Consider the following 19,286-nt stretch of genomic DNA (forward strand, 5'->3'; position numbering starts at 1 on the left):
AACAAGCAATCAGGCGGCCCGTTCCGTCGCGGGATTGAGTCCCTCTGAGTCCGATGCTTCAGCCTTCTGCAGATCATCGGCTTCAGCGACAGGAAAACGATTGATCGCCCTGAGAGCCTGACGGGAGTGGCTGCGCAGCTGCTCACTGATCGCTTCGCAATAGGGAACCTGTGCCAGCAGATCCACAGTGCGGCGCATGATCCGCACCACATCACCTTCGTCCAGGGAGGTGTTGGCAATCAGATCATTCCAGGCGGTGCCGCTGGCCCATGCCTCCACCAGTCCCATCAGCTCAGGCTCCCACCAGGCCGGCACCACGACCTGGTGACGTTCCTGCGCACGCAACAGCTCCCGGCGGAGACCGGAGAGATCATGCAACGCCTCTTCCGCACGGGGCGGCGCTGGAAATCCACTCCAAAGGTCTGGGCGGTTCACCTCGGTGCTGATCGCTTCAAACACCGCGGCCAGCTCCGCCGGCGGCAGATCATCAAGGTGACCGCTCATCAGGGCCAGCCCCAGCCAGAGTTCGTTGTCGCCGCGAAGGGCCGCCACCGTGCGCCCGATCTCCGTGGGTTCAAGCTCATCAAGAGCTGCGAAATGCTGAAGGATCTCCATCAGCGCAAGAAAGGTCTCCCAGTGACGGTTGGCACGGTGATGCAGCAGTTGCTGCCGCTCGCCGATCTCCAGCTCCAGTTCCTCCATGCGCCGGCGGTGCTTCTTGAGCTGCTTGCGGTCGCCCCAGCGATGGGCGGGATGGGCTTCCAGATCAGCTTCGAGCGTCTGCACCGTTTGCGCCTGCGATAGCACTTCCCCTGCCAGGTCGTACTGAGGAGTTGTCATGTCGTGGCGCCGAGCCATGTGCCCCACCGCAAGGGCCAGACCGCCACTGTTCTGATCACCATGGCGCAGCTCTCCGGCACGTCCAAGCTCAGGAGGTCGGACACCATCAACCTGCAGGCAGCTGAGCTCGGCATGCAGGCTGACCACCGTTTGACAGGGCAGCAGAAGCCAGACATTGTCAATGGTGAGGCAGAGCAGGAGAGGGAACTGTCCCGGTCCCTCGCACTTCTCCACGATCACAGCCGGGGTGACCCCCCCTCGCAGTTGCGGGGCTTTCAGGCTCACAAGCGTTCCGACACTCGCGAACTGCAGCGCAAGCGTGAGCTCATGGGCCAGGGTTTCCTCAGCCTGTTGCTGAAGAATGCGCATCAGCCGACGCTCTTCGCGCAATCGCCCGCGCCGTTTTTCGTAGTCCTCAAAGTCTTCCCACGGCACATCGCCAGCCGTCCCCTGCAACTGCCCTAGCTGCAGACGCAACTGCTCGAGGATCTCCTCCTCCTCTACCAGGTCAAGGCTGGCCAGGTAGCGCCCGAAACTGCGTTCCACCAGCTCGCGCGCCTTGGCCAGATCATGGCGCTGCAGAAGGTTGAGAACCATCCCATAGCTGGGGGTGAACTGGCTCACCAGCGGATCTGGAGGACTCGTTGCCAGCTGACCGGCTTCACGAACCCCTTCGAAGCGGCTCTGTACGGTGACCACATACCCCTGGGAGTCAAGTCCGCGTCGGCCTGCGCGACCTGCCATCTGCAGAAATTCACTGGCCATCAGGGGGCGATGACCACGCTCTGTGCGTTTCGACAGTGCAGCAATCACTGTGGTGCGCGCAGGCATGTTGATTCCTGCCGCCAGTGTCTCGGTGGCGAAGACCACCTTCACCAACCCCTGCTGGAACAGCTCCTCGATCAGCTCCTTCCAGGCAGGAAGCACTCCGGCATGATGCGCGGCGATTCCACGCAGCAAAGCATCGGCGTGCAGGCCGTCGCGAACGGCTTCAGGATTGGCGGTCGTGTAGGCCTTTAAGCGTGCACGGATTCGGGCCTGCTCAGCCTCGGTCACCAGGCACTGCACCCCTAGGTCGCGCACGGCCTTGTCACAGCCACGTCGACTGAAGATGAAATAGATCGCTGGCAGCATGTCGCGCTCGGCCATCTGTGCCACCACAAAGCTGATCGGTGGTGGCTCGGGCTGAGGTGGCCGGGATGAACGGCCCTTGCGTTTATGCCCCTTGGGAGCTCGCCAGACCTTGCAGTTGGGATGGAGGCCTGTGCCCTGCTCATTGAGCAGGGGATGCAGACCCTTGGCGCTGCAGAAACCGAACTGCAGCGGAACGGGCCGGAAGTCACTCAGCACAAGCCTGGTGGGGCCATGCACTTTTTCAATCCAATCGGTGAGCTGCCCGGCATTGGCCACCGTTGCCGAGAGAGCGACAAGCTGCACCGGAGGCGGCGAATGAATGATCGATTCCTCCCAGACCGTGCCGCGCTGAGAGTCGTTCATGTAGTGGCACTCATCGAGCACAACGGCCTCCACATCGGCCAGGGGGTCGTCATGCTCATCGGCTTCTGCGTAGAGCATGTTCCGGAAGATCTCCGTGGTCATCACCACGATCGAAGCCTCCCGGTTGACACTGAGATCGCCGGTCATCAGACCGACGTTCTCGGCACCGAACTGCTCGCGGAAATCGCGCAGCTTCTGATTGGAGAGAGCTTTGAGCGGTGTGGTGTAAAAGACTTTCTGGCCATGAGCCATGGCTCGATGAATGGCGTACTCGCCGATCAACGTCTTGCCGGATCCCGTGGGTGCACTCACCACCACGGAATGTCCTTGGTTCAGAGCGTCGATCGCCTCCAGCTGAAAATCATCCAGCGGGAAGGGAAACAACTGCGCCGGATCCGGGGAGCTCCCCTGAGCGGGATGTGAAGCCTGGCTGTCTTGCTCCGCCATGACTGAATCCTAGGGACGCCGCCGCAACATGATCGGCATGGACCGAGACTGCACTGCATGAGCACTTCTCCGGCCCGACGCCGTCAGCTGCGCAGCTGGTCTCCCGCTGAACGGCAGGAGCACCTGCAGGCGGTGGCCGCTGGTTCGAAGCACGGTTCGGCGACCGGTCCGGCGCTGCTGGATCTGGCCAGCAATGATTATCTCAGTCTGTGCCGTCATCCTTGCCTGATCGCCGCGGCTGAGGCGCAACTGCGCAACAGCGGAGTGGGTGCCGGTGGCTCCCGACTTGTGAGCGGCAGTCGCCCGGTGCATGCCCAGCTGGAATCAGAGCTGGCCTGCTGGCTGGGACGGGACAGAGTGCTGCTGTTTCCAAGCGGGTTTCAAGCAAACCTTGCGGCAGTCAGTGCCCTGGCCAACCGCCACACCACCGTTGTGGCGGATCGGCTGATCCATCACTCACTGCTGGTGGGTGTCCAGGCCAGCGGCGCCCGACTCAGGCGTTTTGCCCACAACGATCTCGAATCACTGGAGCGACTTTTGCTGCGCAGTCGCAGCGATCGTCCGCAGGCACCCCTGCTTGTGATCAGTGAAAGCCTGTTCAGCATGGAAGGCACCAGCCCTCCGGTGCATGATCTGGCAGCCCTCTGCGAACGCCACGGTGCACACCTGCTGCTTGATGAGGCCCATGCCCTGGGAGTGCTCGGCAACGGAGGCCGAGGGCTTGGATTCGGGAAAGAAAGGGTGACGATGCTCAGCGGCACATTTGGCAAAGCCTTCGGCAGCGGCGGTGCCTTCCTGGCCTGCGACAGCGAACGCGGGGAAAAGCTTCTGCAGGAAAGCGGTGCCTTCCGGTACACAACCGCACTGGCTCCACCTCTGGCAGCAGGCGCGCTTGCCGCCCTGGAGCTGATGCGGGCCAACCCGGACTGGGGCCATCAACTGGTGCTGCGCGGTGACAACTGGCGCGACCGACTGGCCGAAGCCGGTTGGGCCAGGCCGAAGGGTCGTGGGCCGATCCTGCCGCTGATTGTCGGTGACGATCAGCACTGTCTGAAACTGCAACACCAGCTTGAGCTTGCAGGTCTGCTCACAGCTGCGATCCGTCCACCAACGGTGCCGGAAGGCAGCGCCCGACTGCGTCTGGTTCTGCATCGCTGCCTTCCCGATGAAACATTGGAATCACTGCTGAAGGCCCTCTCGGATGCCCTCGCTGCCTGATGAGACAGGTCATCGCCATGCATGGCTGGAGCGGCGAAAGCACTTCCTGGGCTCCATGGGAGCGTCATTTCTGCCATCGCGGCTGGCTCTGGCAGAGCGGTGAACGTGGCTATGGCAACAGGCGATCCTGCAATCCCAGCTGGGCCGAACCAGCCTGCGCCGAAACACTTCTGCAGCAGCCGAAGCCAACGCGCAGGGTCGTGATCGGCCATTCCCTCGGCCCCCATCTGCTGGAATCCTCCGTGCTGAACCAGGCCACGGATGTGGTGCTGCTCGCCAGCTTCGGGCGATTCGTTCCGGAGGGACCCGAGGGAAGAGCCTTGCGCACCGGCCTGAAAGGCATGCGCAAAGCCATTGGCGGAGCCGGGGAGTCCACGATGCTGAGAACCTTTCTGCAACGGGCCGCGCAACCGGCTGGCCTGGAAGGTCTGCCACCGGGGCTGGAACAGCAGGACCTTTCCCAGCGAAGCCGGGAGCGTCTGCGCGCTGATCTCGATCGTCTGATCGGAACCAAGGGCCTGCCTGAGGGCCTGCCGGAAACAGCACGTGTGCTGGTGGTGGAGGCTGCAGAGGATGCGATCGTTGCCCCGGCGGCGAGCCGGGAACTCCTGCAGGCGCTGGTACGTCATCTTGAGCAAAAACCCGAGCACTGGAATCTCAGCGGTGTCGGCCATGCACTGCTGGTTCCCGACCTGCTCGTGCGGGTTCGGCAATGGCTGGATGACGAAAGGTGAGCCTCCTGATCGACGCATCAGCAACGCTGGTCGATCATGCAGCTGAAGCACAGCAACGATGACACCGACCTCAGCAGCACTACGCCTTGTGGTCTGCGGCACAGACACGGACGTTGGCAAAACAGTGGTCAGTGCCCTGTTGGTTCAGGGGCTCAATGCCACGTACTGGAAACCGGTTCAGAGCGGTCTGGAGGAGGGTGGTGACCGTGAGCGGGTGATCAGGTTGATCGACCTTCCCGCCGATCGGTGGATTGCGGAGACCTATGCCTTCCAGGCAGCCGTTTCACCCCATTGGGCAGCGGAACTGGAAGACACCTGCCTTGATCCGAATCGGCTGACGCTCCCTCCCATAGGAACCAGGCCACTTGTGGTGGAGACCGCCGGCGGACTGCATGTTCCACTCACCCGCTCCCGGCAGCAGATAGACCAGCTGCAGCGATGGATGCTGCCGGTCGTTCTGGTGGCTCGCAGCGGACTGGGAACACTGAATCACACCTTGCTCAGTCTTGAGGCTCTCCGCCACCGCGGGATCCCTGTGATCGGCTTGATCCTGAATGGACCTGTCCACGCTGACAATCCAAGAACTCTCAGCGAGATCGGCGATGTTCCGGTGCTTGCGGAACTTCCCCATCTCCATCCTCTCGATGCCGAGGCTCTGCGAAATGAATGGCACAACCAGAACCTGGGCCCTAAGTTCGAGGCGTTTGCGAACCATCCTGGCAACCGATGACAAGCCGTCAGACCTGGGCCACCGTGGCCGTTGTGCTCCTCTGCGGCGGCATCCTCGTTCTGTTCACCGACGTTGAAGTGCAGCTGGTGCGATGGTTCAACTGCGGGCCGATCGCAACTGTCGAAGAAAAAGAAAGCGACGTCTGCCGGTAGAGGCTTCACGCAGAGATCTCAGCCCATCGGTCTGGACCGCAGTGGGCATCTGCCCATCAGCAGAGCCACATGCCGCACCGCCATGGTCAGGGTCCATCCCTGACGCAGCTGCTCATGGATCTGTTCGATCTGCGACGGTGACCAGCCACGCATTTCAAGCCGGGCCTTGATCGAGGGCCATCCACCTTCAAAAAAGATGCTTCGACATCCATGGTCACCTGGACCGCAGCGGGGCTGCTGTGATGCAGGTTCAACAAATCGATTGGAGGATGGCCGACCCCGGCCTCGATATGTCTGATCCATGGCCATGGCTGGCCTCGCTGACCTGTGCTCATGATGACAACAGGCCGACAAGCGTGCCCAGTGTCACGGAACCATCACCCCAACCTCTGGCCACCCTTCACCTCGATCACGACGACTCCTCCTCTTGAGCAGGTGGTGCGAGGCGAGGGAGCTCTTCTCTACAGAGCGGAAGGGCCACCCCTGATTGACGCGATCAGCAGCTGGTGGGTCACCCTTCATGGCCATGCCAACCCGGTGGTTGCTGCAGCCATCGCTGAACAGGCCGCCACGCTTGAGCAGGTGATTTTCGCTGAGTTCACCCATCCGCAGGCGGAACGACTGGCATTGAGGCTGGCGCAGCGGACCGGGCTCGATCGTGTCTTCTTTTCAGATAACGGCTCCACCGCTGTGGAGGTGGCTCTTAAAACAGCCGTGCAGTGGTGGCATAACCGGGGTGAACTGCGTCAGCAGCTGATCGCCTTTGAAGGGGCTTATCACGGCGACACCTTCGGGGCGATGGCAGTTGGAGCACGCAGCCTGTTCAGCGAACCCTTCGATCCAATGCTGTTTCCGGTGCGACGGGTCCCCTGGCCTCAGACCCACTGGAATGACGAGACTGTGGAAGCCAGTGAAAAGCGTGCTCTTGATGACCTTGCGCTGGCTCTGCAAACGCCGACCGCGGCGGTGATTCTCGAACCGCTGATCCAGGGTGCTGGCGGCATGCGCATGGTTCGACCTGAATTTCTGCAGGCCGTGGAACAACAGGTCAGACGCGCCGGCAGCCTGCTGATCGCCGATGAGGTCCTCGCCGGTTTTGGTCGTTGTGGCAGCTTGCTGGCGTCCCAGCGAGCGGGGATCCAGCCGGATCTTGTGGCACTGTCCAAAGGACTGACCGCAGGATTCCTGCCCATGGGCATCACGATGGCCAGCGAGGCAATTTTTCAGGAATTCCTCGGCAGCGATCCGACCAAAACCCTGTGGCATGGTCACAGCTTCACCGCCAACCCACTTGGCTGCGCAGCGGCCAATGCCAGCTTGGATTTGCTCGAAGCTGACCCAGCGTGTCATCAGCAGTTCGAACAACGCCATCAGGTCAGGCTGGAACGGTTGGCCTGCCATCCCAGGGTGCAACGCGTCAGGCTCTGCGGCACCATTGCAGCCTTTGATCTCGTCACCGACGGTGAGCAGGGCTATCTCAACCCTGCGGGCAAGGTGCTCCGAGGCCTCGTGAGAGATCAGGGCGTGTTGATCCGCCCCCTCGGGGATGTGGTGTATCTGCTGCCGCCGCTCTGCATCAGCGACACCCAGCTGGATCAGTGCTACGACGCTTTGCACAGTGGACTGGATGCTCTGCCTGGCCTATGAGCTCCTGTCGCAAACCCTCATCGTCACGGACCAAGACGGAGTGCCGCTTCCACATCCTCCCGGGTCAGACCATAGGGGTAGGAACAGGAGCGATGTGGCCGTTCCGAAGTCCAGATCACTCCGAGGTCCTGTTGATCAAGTCTCAGCTGAGCACTCCAGTCAGGCTGCTCCCAGATCCAGTCACAGGGGTCCTGATCACTGCGAGTGGCGCCCAGAGCCTGCAACCACTGCTCAAGTGCCCGCAGGGAATGCTGATTGAGAGGCGTGTTCGCTGAGGGAAGTGATGCCATCGGAATCACCGGGCTGCGCATCAGTCAGCTGAGTCTGCTCCTCCACCAGCCAACTCGGCTGCACCTGAAGTTCAAGGCCACGGCTCCAGGCAACACCCACACCAAGCAGCAGGCACAGCAGCAAAGACCCCAGCAGAAGCAGCAGGGACAGCCATTCACCACCGGAGAGAGGGCGACGCTGACCGATCGCGTGCGGCACAGGCAGGGAAGGAATCACGGTCTGCTGCATCGCGTCCCTCTCCTGCAGTGCCGCGTCGTACAAGCGACGACGACGTGGATCAGCGAGCTGCTCATACGCTTCTCGAAGCAAGCGAAACTGGCGAGCCGCATCTTTGGCCGGCAGACGGGTCGTATCTGGATGCACCGCTTTGCTGAGACGCCGGAAAGCCTGACGCAGGGAATCAGGATCCGCACTGCGAGTGACACCCAGCCGCTCGTAGTAGGTGATGTTCTGAGCCTGAGGGGCCATTGCGGTTAGCAGCACCTGCGGCGTCAACGCCATTCTAGAAAGGAGTGATGGTCAGGCCGCCATGCCGGATACATCGCCGTTTGCCAATCCGGGACCTGAGCTCTGGTCATTGCTTGGATGGAGCCCAGACGCCGGACAGCTGAAGCAGTTGGTTGACCTGCAAAAGCTGCTCCAGGACTGGAACAGCCGCGTCAATCTCACCCGTCTGGTGCAGGGAGAGGATTTCTGGATTGCTCAGGTTCTTGACAGTCTCTGGCCTCTGTTACCCGAGCTGATGAGCCCAGACACTCCCCGCCGCTGCATCGATGTGGGCACAGGCGGAGGCTTCCCCGGGCTGGCTGTAGCCATTGCTCTTCCAGGCGCAGAGCTGACCCTGGTGGATTCAGTGGGACGCAAGACAGCTGCTGTGGCTGCAATGGCGCAGTCGCTGGGCCTGAGCGATCGGGTGCAGGTGCGCACGGAACGGGTGGAACGCACTGGTCAGGATCCAAGCTGTCGCGGCAAGTTTGATCTTGCAATGGCCCGTGCCGTGGGCTCCGCTCCGGTGGTGGCGGAATACCTCGTGCCGTTGTTGCGAAGGAGCGGAGAGGGCTTGCTCTATCGCGGGCGTTGGCACGACACAGATGACAAGGAGCTTCAATCAGCACTGACGCTGCTGAAAGCTCGTTCGCTGAAGCTGCAACGCATGGAACTGCCTTCCCAGCGAGGCGCACGCACGCTGATCAGGATTGGGCCTGAAGCAGCAACACCCGATACTTACCCACGCGCCACCGGCATGCCAACCAAAATGCCACTGGGTGTTCAGGACGACGACAGCCGCTCCTGAGGAGATCCACCTGCTCGATCCCGCAAGCTGCGCAACAGGCCTGGGATGCGATCCCTCCAGGGACTGTCCTGCAGGACGGACAACAACAGCTCCTCGCTCACACTGCTGTCCAGGGCATCGGCATTGGCGCCCGGGAACCAGTGCCCTGCACGGCCCAGCAGACCGTATCGCGCCTTGACAAAGCCCTCGAGATCCCATGCCTCGAGCAGGTTGTGCAGCCAAAGCAGCATTGGCAGATTGATCTCTCCTGGAGTGTTTTGCCATTCGGGCAATCCCTGTCTCCAGCTCGTCAACCATGACGTGCCGAGGGCATCGCATTCCGCCAGACGAAGACGCGATTCGATCGGCGCCACCAGCTCGGCAGCCTGATCCAGCAGGGAGACAGCCTCCAGGTGCAGATCGAGATCCTGAGGACGAGCCGCACCGACACTCAGGGTGTGCACGCGTGGATCACGAAGACAGAAAAGATCATTGAAGACAATCGGATGCAGGGGCTTGGTGAGCTCCAGCAAGCGAGGACCGGGAGTATGCAGGTGTCCACCCTTGTCGGTGGGGCTGATGATGAACACGCCCATGTCCTGAAGACTGGCGGCAGCGATCGCCGGTTCATTGTCCTGACGGATGAAATACCAGTGCAGATTCACGTAATCGAAAGCACCGGTTTCGATCGCATCAACGATCAAGGCCGTCTCCCCATGGGTGGAGAAGCCCACATGACCGATCCGGCCTTCGGCCTGCCAGCGACGCACCACATCTAGGCAGCCGCCTGGTCGGATGGTCTGATCAAGATGGGAATGGAGATTGATGCCATGAATCGACAGCAGATCCACGCGATCCACATCAAGTCGGGAGAGGGAGAGCTCAAGGTCTGCCTCAAAAAGCGCCGGATCAGCCTGGGGTGGCACTTTGGTCTGCAGAATTCGGGAGGAATCGGGACAACCCGGCAGGGCCCAGCCCAGCTGTCGCTCTGAACTGCCGTAATGGCGAGCGGTTTCCACATGATGGAAGCCGGTCTGCACCGCTCGTTCGAGTGTGCTCTGCAACAACCGCTGAGATTGATCAGTGATCGCATCAGCCTCAAGATCTGTCCAGCTCTGCTGAAATCGCATACCGCCCAGTGAGAGCACAGGCATGGGGATCTCGGTGCGCCCGAAGCGACGTGTGGGCAGACTGAAGCACTCCATCATCGGTGATGGTTGTTTCGCGGTAGCTGACGACGTGGCCGGGCCGGCGTGGGGACTCCCATTGGCAGCAGTTCCTGGGCATCAAGCTGTTGCTTCAGCTCCGTCAAGTCATTGAAAGCAACCCAGTGGATGCAGTCCACGGGACAGGTTTCGATCGCTTCCTGGATGCAGTCGGAAGAATCACCGTCCTGACGAACGGCCCTCGATCGACCGAGATGGGGCTCAATCACAAAAGTGTTCGTGGCCACATGGGCGCAGTAGCGGCAGCCGATGCAGGCAGCTTCATCTACCCAGACGGCTTTTGAGCGAAGAGATCCTCCGAGCACAGGCTCTAGACCTGTGCGCTCATCCCGGTCATAGGACGTTGCGGAGTAGGCGGCAGCCGCTGGATCGGTCACGTCGTCAACAGGCTCCGCAAAGAAAACTGCTTCAGGTGTCCCAGCGGGTCACCACCAGCTCAATGGAACCATCCTGGCAATCACGCTGTTCTGTGACATCAAATCCTTCATGACGGGTAGCTTCCAGAACAGACCTCAGGGCATAACGCTGGGTCAGACGAGAGAGAAACCGCTCAACAGGCACAGGCTGGCGCCACAGATCCAGATCAGTGACGAACTCGTAGGAGTGATTCGATTCATTCCAACGGAATCCGAAATCGGCACCACCATCAACGGCGACTGCCAGCTCAGCTTCGACGGTCTGCCCTTTGTAACCACGCACGGTCTGTTGACTGTCTCCGGGGGTGTAGCCCAGATCTTCGAGAGCACCCCGCAGCGGAGCCAGCTGACGGAGTTCGGTTTTAACGGTACTGAAATGGGACATCAGGAAGGCTCTACGGACTGGGACTGAGTGACTGGCTGAGTTGTGGTGAAAGCCTCGGAAGTGGGCTGGCGCCGTTCGACGGTGCCCAGCGCAGCCTCAAGACGATCCGTGAGTTGCAGGCAAGCGTCACCTGTGACTCCCTCCACCCGCTCCTCAACGCGACCGTCGGGACGAATGCGGAATCGCACTGTGCGCTGAGGCATGCACCATCACAGAATTGCCTGCATGTTAAAGGGAAGCGACAGGAGCCGGAGTTCCCTGTAACGGGATCAGATCAACAGTCCTTCGTCCAGCAGAGTCTGCAGACGATCCACAAGCTCGGGATTATCGAGCTGCTCAAGGGCGGTGCGGGCTTCATCACGCACTGTCGTCTCGCGATCCTGCAGAAGAGCTGCCACGAAGGCCTCAACCATTTCGTCCTGGCGGGGCTTCACAAGCTGATCATGCAGTCTCCCCAGAGCCCAGATGCAATTGCTGCGCACAACCGGTTCACTGTCGATCCGAAGGCTCAGCAGCAGCTGACCTGCTGCGAGATCCGCCTTCACAGGGGATGTGCTGCCGGCCTCAGCGAGTGACACCGAAGCCCAGAGACGAACCGAAGCCACATCAACCTGCAAAGCCTTGATCAATGGATTGAGCACGGGAGCATCCGGGTAATTACCGAGGCTCCAGGCCGTGGCTTTACGCACATAGGCGTTGCTGTCCAGCTGCAGAAGACGTAACAGGGCTTCAACGGCCTGCAGGGAAGGATTTCTGCCCAGCGCATAGACAGCGCTCATGCGCACCACAGGACAGGTTTCATCCAGCAGTGGCAGAAGCAGGGGGACGGCACGGGGGTCGCGATGTTCACAGAACACCCGCAGTCCCTGAAGGCGTTGATCGTGTCCTTGTTTCAGCCACTCCAGGCCTTCATCGCAGGCTCGGACCGCCTCAAGGGCATCACCTTCCGGATCATCCGGGGCAATCTCATCCAGTGGATCACCCATGAGCTCTGCAGCGAGTTCACGCTCCAGCACATCAGGATCGATGGCCAGTTCAGCCATGAGGTCCTCGTTCTGAATGCTGGATGAATCGCCCATGGATCGATCGTAATCTCAGCTGATCGGAGCAGGCGCCAGCATGTCGCCTGGAAGCCAGATTCGAGCGCTTACAGCAACCAGGGCCAGGGCGAACAGTGCCACGATCAGGACGGGAAGAATGGTGCTGCGGAAAAAAGCCAAATCACTGTCGGATTTGTGAGCATTGTGACTGCTGCCCGATCAGACCGGAGCAGCGGAGCGACCGGTCCATCGCAGAAGCATCAGAGAGATCACTGCCAGAACCAGTCCGAACCAACCCAGCAGCTGCTGATGCAACAGGAATGCCCCTGATCCAAGCAGAGCTCCGAACAGCACTCCGGAACTGAACAGGAATCGCCCAATCAGGTCTGAAAGGGATTCAGAAGCGGTCGCATCGAGGCCACGGCGCCAGCGGCTCCAGCCAGGCCCGGGAGGGCGGACCTGAACCACAAACCGTTCGAGAACAGCCGGGGATTCAGGAGGGGTCAGCAGCATCACCGTGATCCAGACCACAGCGGTTAGGCCGGTGGTGACGATCAGTCGTTCTCCATAGTCAGAGATCTGAAGCAGTGGAACCACCGAGGTCACCAGGCCCACCACAAAACCGCAGAGCATGGCGGACAGCTCAGCTGCTGCATTGATCCGCCACCAGAACCAGCGCAGAACGAGCACAACACCAGGTCCGGTTCCGATAGCGATCACGAGCCGGAACACCGTTCCGATGCTGTCGCTGATCAGCGCTGTGACCACACCCAGCACAAGCAGCATCACACTCATGAGCTGACCCACCAGCAGAAGCTCCCGCTGAGAGGCGTTCGGCCGCATGAAGCGTTGATAGAGATCGTGGGTGAGGTAGCTCGCTCCCCAGTTCACAGATGTGCTCACGGTGCTCATGAAGGCAGCCACCAGGGAGACCACCACGAGGCCGAGCACCACCGGGGGCAGAAACTGAACCGCAAGTGTGGGGTAACTGAGTTCCCAGTCGGCCTGATCGGGAAGCAGCACCAGTGCCGCCAGGGCCACGATCACCCAGAGCCAGCTGCGCAGCAGATAGTTGACCACCAGGAACACCCAGCCTGCGAGCCGTGCCTGCTGTTCATCTTTCGTAGCCAGCATCCTTTGGATGAATTCACCGCCACCGTCGCTACGGCGGAAACTCCACCACTGCACAGTGAGATAAGCGAGAAATGTGGAAATGCTGATCCCCGCACCACCGATCCAGTCGAGGCCTTCAGAACCCCAGCGCCAGGGCACGATCGACAACAGCTCGGGGCGACCCAGCGCTTCCAGCTGATCGAGCAGCGATTCCATACCTCCTGCGGCGTGTACAGCAGCCCACGCCACGGCGCCTGCCCCGAGCAGCGCCAACAGGAGCTGTACGAAATCGGTGATCACCACGGCCCACAACCCACCGGCGACGGTGTAAGCGAGCACGAGGGCCGCCACGATGATCAGCAACACCAGGGTGTCGGAAAGTCCACCAGCTGCCCGCATCGGCTGATCGGAGACGATGCCGAGCGCCTCGACCACCTTGCGCATGGCGAGGAAGGCGTAACCGATGCCGATGCAGTTCACCGGAAGTGCCAGAAGAAAGGCCTTGATGCCCCGAAGCCAGGCAGCGGCGGGGCCGCCGTATCGAAGCTCCGTAAAGGCGGCGTCAGTCAGCACACCGCTGCGTCGCCACAACGGTGCGAACACCACGGCCATCGCGACATGCGCCAACCCGAAACCCCACCACTCCCAGTTCGCAGCGAGGCCTCGTGTGCCCACGATCCCCGCAACGTAAAGGGGGGTGTCGATCGAAAACGTGGTAGCGGCCATCGACGCACCGGCGAGCCAGCCGCTGAGTCGGCGACCGGCCACGAAATAGTCGTCCTCGCCGCGATTCCGTCGTGCCAGCCAGAGCCCCAGGGCCAGCGTGGCCGCCAGGTACACGATCAGGATGGTCCAGTCGATCGGAGCCATGGGACCACGCAGATCAGCTCAGTCTCCCTTACCTCTGCCGCGATCGCCTCAGCTGACCACAGGCCGCATCCTGATCCAGGCCTCGGCTGGAACGAAGGCTCACGGCGACACCGCGGCGCTCCAGCACCCTGCGGAATTCCTCGATGCGTTCGCGTGAGGGTCGCTGAAACTCCTCCTCTTCGATCGGGTTGTAGGCGATCAGATTGACGTGACTCTGAAAACCGCCGACGCGGTCGGCCAGTTCCTCGGCATGTTCAGGGAGGTCATTGAGTTCTCCCAGCAGGATGTATTCAAAGCTCACCCGCCGGCCCGTGACATCCAGATAGTGACGGCAGTCGTCGAGCAGAGCGTCATAGGGGTAGGCCCTGGCTGTGGGGATCAGATCCTCCCTCAATCGCTGATTGGGGGCGTGCAGGCTCACCGCCAGAGTGAACTGTGCTCTGCCAAGGGTTTCAATGGCCAGCTCGGCAAGCTGGGGCAATGTTTTCGGAACCCCAACGGTGCTCACGGTGATCCGGCGCTGGCCGATGCCCAGATCATCGCTGAGGCAACGAATCGCCTCGAGCACCGCATGGCTGTTGAGGAGCGGTTCGCCCATTCCCATGAACACGATGTGAGAAGGACGACGATCCATCACCTCCCGCACACTGAGAACCTGATCAACGATCTCGTGGGTTCGCAGGGAACGCTGCAGCCCATCTTTGCCGGTGGCGCAGAAACGGCAGGCCATCGGACAGCCCACCTGACTGGACACACAGACGGTCAAGCGTTGATCTGTGGGAATGCCCACGGTTTCAATGGTTTCACCGTCGTCAGTGGCCAGGAGCAACTTGGTTGTGGCATCGGAAGCCACGGAGCGATGCACCTCTTTCAATCGGCCGATGCTCACCCCCTGATCGATGAGCGTCGTCCGCCACGACTTGGGCAGCACCGTGATGTCATCCAGGGAGTGGGCACCCTTGGAATAAAGCCAGTCATGAAGCTGCCGCCCGCGAAAGGCTTTCTGCCCCTGGGACACCACCCAGTCCTGGAGCTCGGCCTCGCTGCAACCGAGCAGGGCTTTGCTCACCAGATCAGAAGACCGTGTCCAAGCTTGATTTCAACCGCAAGCAGGGCGATGAAACCGAGCATGGCCATACGCCCGTTCAGACGCTCGGTGTGAGTGTGAAAACCATACCGGGGCAAACGACGAACAGGAATCGTGGTGGGTTCAAGCATGGGCAGAGCCGGCTTCAGCGCAAAGTTGGAAAGGGACTGGGTGATGGACGCGGAGGCGACCACCAATTTCACTCATCACTGAGAAGTCCCTCCTCCTGAAGCCCCTCAACGGCCTCGGCATCGACCACCTGCTCTTCCTTCAGCTCGTTTTCAGCGTCAGGGCGAACAAAGGCGGCGAAGTTGGCACCGCCCTCGATGCCATGACGGCTGCGAGTGGCTTCCAGATCGGCATCACTGGGGTCATCCAGAACAGCGGTGGCATCTTTGACAGGAGCCGCAGGCATGTCGACGGTGTAGTCCGGTCGCAGGTTCTGCATTCGGCGGTAACCAACGGGATCCTCAGCCAGGATGTCTGGATGGGGCCCGGCCTCCGCTCGAAGCTCCTCTTCGAAGCCGCTGAAGCCTGTGCCTGCGGGGATCAGGCGTCCGATGATCACGTTCTCCTTGAGACCGCGAAGCCAGTCGCTCTTGCCCTCGATTGCGGCTTCTGTCAGAACGCGTGTTGTCTCCTGGAAGGAGGCAGCTGAAATGAAGCTGTCGGTGTTGAGAGAGGCTTTGGTGATCCCCAGCAGAACCGGAGTGAATTCGGCTGGAGCTCCCCCGGTGATCGACATCGCCTGATTGGTGTCCTCGACCTGGCGAAGCTCAATCAACTCACCAGGCAGCAGGGTGGTGTCACCGGCATCCTCGACCCGCACTTTGCTGGTCATCTGACGCACGATCACCTCAATGTGCTTGTCATCGATTGAGACGCCCTGGGATTTGTAGACGTTCTGAACCTCAGTCACCAGACGATGCTGCAGGTTGGCGATTGCCTCCTGGGCAGCCTCCATGAGTGGCTTGCGACTGCGCAGATCTTCGAAGAAACACTCCAGCAGCTCATGGGGATTGATCGGACCGTCCGTCAGCAGCTCGCCGGCTGCCACCTGCTGGCCATCGTTAACCATCACATTGCGGCCCAGCAGAATCGGATATTCGCCAATGGCGTCATCGCTCTCGATGACTGTCACCACAGTCGTTTCATCGTCTTCGCCCTGCTTGATCTCGACCGTACCAGGCTTCTTGCAGAGAATCGCTGACTCGCGGGGTCTCCGGGCTTCCAGCAACTCTTCGATCCTGGGAAGGCCCTGAACAATGTCCCCGGTCTTCTGACGTTCAAACACCAGCAAGGCAAGACCATCCCCTCGCTGCACCAGGTCGCCGTCGCGAACGTGCAGAAGAGAATCCGGTGAAATCATGTAGGGGCGTCCCAGTCGCAGCGTGACGGCTTTGGCATCCACCTGTTCCACCTCGCCGCAGCAATCAGCGAGCTGGCCTTCGGCAAGACGATCTCCGTCAACAATGCGCTGACCCACAGTCACCACAGGCTTGGCGGAAGTGCTGATGGTCACGGTGTCTTCGGCGCGCTCCACGATCAGTCGACGCACCGGCTCGCTTTCAGTGGCTTCAGGCATCTGGGCCACGCCCTCCTGCTTGCAGAGGATCTGCGTTGTGGCCACCACGTCGCCGGCCTTGATCGACTGACCATCCTCAATCTGGAGTTCAGTGTGGGTGGAGCCGTGACTGGAGTCGGAAATTGTGTCGCGGCGCACCAGGATGCTCTCCAGGATCACCAACTGCAGACGCTCGATCGTCTTGGCGCGCCTGTCAGGCACGCGTTCCACATCCACGGTCATCTGCGGGGTGGTGTCGAACGTCTCAAGCATCAGCTGTGTGCGCAGCAGCTCGACGCCCTCCACAGACTTGACCAGCTCGTTGTCTTTAAACGACAGACGCTGGGTTGCCTTCAGGCCGAGGTGCGGACCATTCGGCTGCTTGACGTGTCCAAGATCTGGGAGCTGTGCCTCGTTGGGGATGGTGTATTCCTCAACCGGGCGGAGCAGCAGTCCTGAGCCTTCAGGGGTTTCAACGGTTTGCACATACACCATGGCATCGGTGCTGATGCCCTTGGCAATCGACTCGCCGGGATTGACCATCACACCGTCGCCGGTGAAGCGCTCGAGAGCTTTTTTCTCAGTGCAGAGATGGAAGCTGCCGCTGCGAACAATGATCTCGCGCAGGATGTCGTTTTTCTGAGTGACGGTGACGATGCCGGCCGTCTGGCTGAAGATGTCTTTAACCACCTCGGTGCCGGCTTCGATCCACTGACCATCAGTGATCATCAGCAGAGAGATGTCCTTGTTGATCTCATGGGTTTCCTGGGGAATCCAGAGCAGAGTTCCACCCTTGTTGACCTCGTAACCGTTCTTGGCGGATCGGGCCTTCTTGATGGCGAGGCCGGGAGCGAAGCGAACCAGTCCACCGGTCTGCGTGCGGAAGCGATCGTCATTGAGTTCAGCGACGACTTCGCCACTGCCGATCTTGCTTCCGGGGATCGTGTTGAGGCGATAACGGGTGCCATCCTTGGCCTCAAGATTCCAGATCTCACCGGCATGAGTGGACTCGCCCTGCAGCTTGAAATCGCGCAGGGTCATCGACGTGGTGACGATCTGCACCTCGCGTGAATCACCAAGGGCTTCACGCAGTCGGACGGCACCGCCGTACTCACTCGCCTGACTGGCTTCCGCAAGCACCTGGGATTCAGTGACCTGAGCTCCGGCCGTGACCACTGGCCGGGCATTGGGGGGAAGGTTGTAGACATCCCCTGCCAGCACCCACATCCTTCCCAGACGTTGTGCTTTGTGCGTGATGTTGCCCTGGCGATCGGTGACTTCCCTGGGCTGAATGGTGGGGTCGTAGCTGACCTGTCCGGCCAGATCACAGATCACATCCTTGGTGGCCTTCTCAACACTCTTCTTGACAGCACCCGCAGCGATTTGTGCCACAGTCACGTCCGCGGCGACCTCCTGGCCGTTGTCAACAAACAACAGCGAACCGCTTGTGATTTCAACCTTCTGAGCCTTGCCCTTGCCGGAGGGATTGATCGTGAGTTTGAAATCAGCCTCAGCCTGCTGTGCGTCCACTCCATGGGGAGTGCGGTACGGGCGTACGCGTGCTTTCGAACCGAACTCAACGGTGCCGGCGACCTTGGAGCGGACCACGCCGGATTCCGCCGTGGATACACCGCCGGTATGGAACGTTCTCATGGTGAGCTGCGTTCCAGGCTCGCCAATCGACTGAGCAGCGATGATGCCGACGGCTTCACCGAGATCCACCAGTTCGTTGTGGGCCAAAGCCCAGCCATAGCACTTGCGGCAGACCGAGCGATTGGCTTCACAGGTGAGCGGTGAGCGCACACTCACCGCCTGAACCCCGGCCTTCTGGATCCGCTGGGAAAGAGGCGGGTCAATTTCAGTGTTGCGCTCGGCGAGCACCTCACCCTCGGCAGACACCACCTGATCGGCGGTGAGTCGACCCACGAGACGATTGCCGAACTTGCCATTTTCAGCCTTCACGACAATCAGACGCGTCGTTCCGCAGTCGTCTTCGCGCACGATCACATCCTGAGCGACATCAACCAGACGTCGGGTGAGATAGCCGGAGTCAGCTGTGCGCAGTGCCGTGTCCACCAGTCCCTTGCGGGCTCCGTAGGACGAGATGACGTATTCCGTGACGGTCAGACCTTCACGGAAGTTGGTGCGGATCGGCAGGTCGATGATCTCCCCCTGGGGATTGGCCATCAGGCCGCGCATGCCCACCAGCTGGCGAACCTGGGACATGTTTCCCCGGGCCCCGGAGTTGGCCATCATCCACACTGAATTCAGTGGATCGTTCTGGTTGAAGTTCTTTTTGACCGCATCCACCAGACGCTCGTTGGTCTCCGTCCAGGTGTCGATGACCTTGGTGTGACGTTCAACCTCGGTGATCACCCCCAGACGATATGACTCCTCTGTGGCGGTGATCAGCTCCTCCGCCTCTCCCAGCAAATCCTGCTTCGCTTCAGGCACCTTCAGATCGTCCACAGAAATGGACACTGCGGCCTGAGTGGCGTATTTGAAGCCAAGATCCTTGAGCTGGTCAGCCATCGCCGAAGTGGCCGCCGTGCCGTGATGCTTGTAGGCCCAGGCAACCAGCTGTTTCAAACCCTTTTTGTCCACCACACGATTGCGGAACGGTGGAGGGGTCTTGGCCAGGGCACGGGCCTCCTTGGCAGCTGCAGCAGCCTTGGCCGCCTTGGAAGCCTTGGAGGACTTGGAGGACTTACGGGATTTGGAAGGGGTGGAGGTCATGACAGCGCTGATTGGTCGTG

The 19,286-nt window shown here is 60.8% G+C and carries 20 protein-coding genes; 6 read left to right on the forward strand and 14 right to left on the reverse strand.

All coding sequences use genetic code 11. The annotated features are described in order from the left end of the window. Nucleotides 1–9: 9 nt before the first annotated feature. Entirely contained in the window at nucleotides 10–2,784 is a 2,775-nt protein-coding gene (locus tag SIB73_RS09765; RefSeq protein ID WP_413405537.1) for a DEAD/DEAH box helicase, read from the reverse strand. Between the two features lie 57 nt (nucleotides 2,785–2,841). Between SIB73_RS09765 and SIB73_RS09770 the strand changes: the two genes are divergently transcribed. From SIB73_RS09770 to SIB73_RS09785, 4 genes are read left to right on the forward strand one after another with little or no spacing between them, the layout of a single operon-like run. Beyond that, entirely contained in the window at nucleotides 2,842–4,002 is a 1,161-nt protein-coding gene (locus tag SIB73_RS09770; protein WP_413405535.1) for an aminotransferase class I/II-fold pyridoxal phosphate-dependent enzyme, read from the forward strand. After that, the gene (locus tag SIB73_RS09775; RefSeq protein WP_413405533.1) at nucleotides 4,002–4,736 is read left to right on the forward strand and encodes an alpha/beta hydrolase; all 735 of its coding nucleotides are present in this window, start codon (nucleotides 4,002–4,004) and stop codon (nucleotides 4,734–4,736) included. Before SIB73_RS09770 ends, SIB73_RS09775 begins: the two co-directional genes overlap by 1 nt. Nucleotides 4,737–4,794: 58 nt before the next feature. Beyond that, nucleotides 4,795–5,466: a dethiobiotin synthase gene (bioD, locus tag SIB73_RS09780; protein ID WP_413405531.1), complete on the forward strand. Its 672-nt coding sequence runs from the start codon at nucleotides 4,795–4,797 to the stop codon at nucleotides 5,464–5,466. Then, nucleotides 5,463–5,618, forward strand: a complete 156-nt coding sequence (locus SIB73_RS09785) for a hypothetical protein (protein WP_413405529.1) — start codon at nucleotides 5,463–5,465, stop codon at nucleotides 5,616–5,618. Before bioD ends, SIB73_RS09785 begins: the two co-directional genes overlap by 4 nt. An 18-nt stretch (nucleotides 5,619–5,636) precedes the next feature. Here the strand turns inward: SIB73_RS09785 and SIB73_RS09790 are convergent, their stop codons facing one another. Further along, nucleotides 5,637–5,921 (reverse strand): hypothetical protein, encoded by a 285-nt coding sequence (locus tag SIB73_RS09790; RefSeq protein WP_413439590.1) that lies wholly within the window; start codon nucleotides 5,919–5,921, stop codon nucleotides 5,637–5,639. A gap of 60 nt (nucleotides 5,922–5,981) precedes the next feature. Here SIB73_RS09790 and bioA point away from each other — a divergent pair, with 60 nt between their 5' ends. Then, nucleotides 5,982–7,265 (forward strand): adenosylmethionine--8-amino-7-oxononanoate transaminase, encoded by a 1,284-nt coding sequence (gene bioA / locus SIB73_RS09795; RefSeq protein ID WP_413405525.1) that lies wholly within the window; start codon nucleotides 5,982–5,984, stop codon nucleotides 7,263–7,265. A gap of 23 nt (nucleotides 7,266–7,288) precedes the next feature. Here bioA and SIB73_RS09800 read toward each other — a convergent pair whose 3' ends face one another. Both SIB73_RS09800 and SIB73_RS09805 read right to left on the reverse strand, forming a co-directional pair. After that, nucleotides 7,289–7,555: a DUF3143 domain-containing protein gene (locus tag SIB73_RS09800; RefSeq protein ID WP_413405523.1), complete on the reverse strand. Its 267-nt coding sequence runs from the start codon at nucleotides 7,553–7,555 to the stop codon at nucleotides 7,289–7,291. Next, on the reverse strand, nucleotides 7,497–8,057 hold the full coding sequence (locus tag SIB73_RS09805; protein ID WP_413405521.1) for a J domain-containing protein: 561 nt from the start codon (nucleotides 8,055–8,057) through the stop codon (nucleotides 7,497–7,499). The genes SIB73_RS09800 and SIB73_RS09805 overlap by 59 nt, the downstream gene beginning before the upstream one ends. Before the next feature lie 28 nt (nucleotides 8,058–8,085). On the opposite strand from SIB73_RS09805, the gene rsmG reads away from it, so the two are divergent. Continuing rightward, nucleotides 8,086–8,850: a 16S rRNA (guanine(527)-N(7))-methyltransferase RsmG gene (gene rsmG / locus SIB73_RS09810; protein WP_413405519.1), complete on the forward strand. Its 765-nt coding sequence runs from the start codon at nucleotides 8,086–8,088 to the stop codon at nucleotides 8,848–8,850. On the opposite strand, the gene SIB73_RS09815 is transcribed toward rsmG, so the two are convergent. From SIB73_RS09815 to SIB73_RS09860, 10 genes are all read right to left on the reverse strand, one after another. Next, the gene (locus SIB73_RS09815) at nucleotides 8,826–10,037 is read right to left on the reverse strand and encodes an aldo/keto reductase (protein ID WP_413405517.1); all 1,212 of its coding nucleotides are present in this window, start codon (nucleotides 10,035–10,037) and stop codon (nucleotides 8,826–8,828) included. The genes rsmG and SIB73_RS09815 overlap by 25 nt on opposite strands. After that, the gene (locus tag SIB73_RS09820) at nucleotides 10,034–10,432 is read right to left on the reverse strand and encodes a ferredoxin (protein ID WP_413405515.1); all 399 of its coding nucleotides are present in this window, start codon (nucleotides 10,430–10,432) and stop codon (nucleotides 10,034–10,036) included. The genes SIB73_RS09815 and SIB73_RS09820 overlap by 4 nt, the downstream gene beginning before the upstream one ends. A gap of 31 nt (nucleotides 10,433–10,463) precedes the next feature. After that, nucleotides 10,464–10,856 (reverse strand): DUF1257 domain-containing protein, encoded by a 393-nt coding sequence (locus SIB73_RS09825; RefSeq protein ID WP_413405513.1) that lies wholly within the window; start codon nucleotides 10,854–10,856, stop codon nucleotides 10,464–10,466. Beyond that, entirely contained in the window at nucleotides 10,856–11,059 is a 204-nt protein-coding gene (locus tag SIB73_RS09830; protein ID WP_413405511.1) for a DUF2997 domain-containing protein, read from the reverse strand. The genes SIB73_RS09825 and SIB73_RS09830 overlap by 1 nt, the downstream gene beginning before the upstream one ends. A gap of 66 nt (nucleotides 11,060–11,125) precedes the next feature. Beyond that, nucleotides 11,126–11,935, reverse strand: a complete 810-nt coding sequence (locus SIB73_RS09835) for a HEAT repeat domain-containing protein (RefSeq protein ID WP_413405509.1) — start codon at nucleotides 11,933–11,935, stop codon at nucleotides 11,126–11,128. A 15-nt stretch (nucleotides 11,936–11,950) separates the two neighbouring features. Next, nucleotides 11,951–12,076 (reverse strand): hypothetical protein, encoded by a 126-nt coding sequence (locus SIB73_RS09840; protein WP_413405507.1) that lies wholly within the window; start codon nucleotides 12,074–12,076, stop codon nucleotides 11,951–11,953. A gap of 39 nt (nucleotides 12,077–12,115) precedes the next feature. After that, complete coding sequence (locus SIB73_RS09845; protein ID WP_413405505.1) at nucleotides 12,116–13,879, reverse strand: sodium:solute symporter family protein; 1,764 nt, start codon at nucleotides 13,877–13,879, stop codon at nucleotides 12,116–12,118. Between the two features lie 28 nt (nucleotides 13,880–13,907). Continuing rightward, nucleotides 13,908–14,948 carry a 23S rRNA (adenine(2503)-C(2))-methyltransferase RlmN gene (gene rlmN / locus SIB73_RS09850; protein WP_413405503.1) on the reverse strand — a complete coding sequence of 347 codons (1,041 nt, stop codon included), beginning with the start codon at nucleotides 14,946–14,948 and terminating at the stop codon, nucleotides 13,908–13,910. After that, nucleotides 14,945–15,097: a high light inducible protein gene (locus SIB73_RS09855; RefSeq protein ID WP_066911119.1), complete on the reverse strand. Its 153-nt coding sequence runs from the start codon at nucleotides 15,095–15,097 to the stop codon at nucleotides 14,945–14,947. The genes rlmN and SIB73_RS09855 overlap by 4 nt, the downstream gene beginning before the upstream one ends. Nucleotides 15,098–15,165: 68 nt before the next feature. After that, complete coding sequence (locus tag SIB73_RS09860) at nucleotides 15,166–19,266, reverse strand: DNA-directed RNA polymerase subunit beta' (RefSeq protein WP_413405501.1); 4,101 nt, start codon at nucleotides 19,264–19,266, stop codon at nucleotides 15,166–15,168. Nucleotides 19,267–19,286: the final 20 nt, after the last annotated feature.

It is taken from the genome of Synechococcus sp. MIT S9509 (assembly GCF_047303035.1).
In the GTDB taxonomy this organism is placed as follows: domain Bacteria; phylum Cyanobacteriota; class Cyanobacteriia; order PCC-6307; family Cyanobiaceae; genus Synechococcus_C.

Bases quoted from the DNA above. Each gene is read 5' to 3' on its own strand.
- SIB73_RS09765 (WP_413405537.1), bottom strand. From the start codon at position 2,784: ATGGCGGAGCAAGACAGCCAGGCTTCACATCCCGCTCAGGGGAGCTCC.
- SIB73_RS09770 (WP_413405535.1), top strand. From the start codon at position 2,842: ATGAGCACTTCTCCGGCCCGACGCCGTCAGCTGCGCAGCTGGTCTCCC.
- SIB73_RS09775 (WP_413405533.1), top strand. From the start codon at position 4,002: ATGAGACAGGTCATCGCCATGCATGGCTGGAGCGGCGAAAGCACTTCC.
- bioD (WP_413405531.1), top strand. From the start codon at position 4,795: ATGACACCGACCTCAGCAGCACTACGCCTTGTGGTCTGCGGCACAGAC.
- SIB73_RS09785 (WP_413405529.1), top strand. From the start codon at position 5,463: ATGACAAGCCGTCAGACCTGGGCCACCGTGGCCGTTGTGCTCCTCTGC.
- SIB73_RS09790 (WP_413439590.1), bottom strand. From the start codon at position 5,921: ATGGATCAGACATATCGAGGCCGGGGTCGGCCATCCTCCAATCGATTT.
- SIB73_RS09800 (WP_413405523.1), bottom strand. From the start codon at position 7,555: ATGGCATCACTTCCCTCAGCGAACACGCCTCTCAATCAGCATTCCCTG.
- SIB73_RS09805 (WP_413405521.1), bottom strand. From the start codon at position 8,057: ATGGCGTTGACGCCGCAGGTGCTGCTAACCGCAATGGCCCCTCAGGCT.
- rsmG (WP_413405519.1), top strand. From the start codon at position 8,086: ATGCCGGATACATCGCCGTTTGCCAATCCGGGACCTGAGCTCTGGTCA.
- SIB73_RS09815 (WP_413405517.1), bottom strand. From the start codon at position 10,037: ATGATGGAGTGCTTCAGTCTGCCCACACGTCGCTTCGGGCGCACCGAG.
- SIB73_RS09825 (WP_413405513.1), bottom strand. From the start codon at position 10,856: ATGTCCCATTTCAGTACCGTTAAAACCGAACTCCGTCAGCTGGCTCCG.
- SIB73_RS09830 (WP_413405511.1), bottom strand. From the start codon at position 11,059: ATGCCTCAGCGCACAGTGCGATTCCGCATTCGTCCCGACGGTCGCGTT.
- SIB73_RS09835 (WP_413405509.1), bottom strand. From the start codon at position 11,935: ATGGGCGATTCATCCAGCATTCAGAACGAGGACCTCATGGCTGAACTG.
- SIB73_RS09845 (WP_413405505.1), bottom strand. From the start codon at position 13,879: ATGGCTCCGATCGACTGGACCATCCTGATCGTGTACCTGGCGGCCACG.
- SIB73_RS09855 (WP_066911119.1), bottom strand. From the start codon at position 15,097: ATGCTTGAACCCACCACGATTCCTGTTCGTCGTTTGCCCCGGTATGGT.
- SIB73_RS09860 (WP_413405501.1), bottom strand. From the start codon at position 19,266: ATGACCTCCACCCCTTCCAAATCCCGTAAGTCCTCCAAGTCCTCCAAG.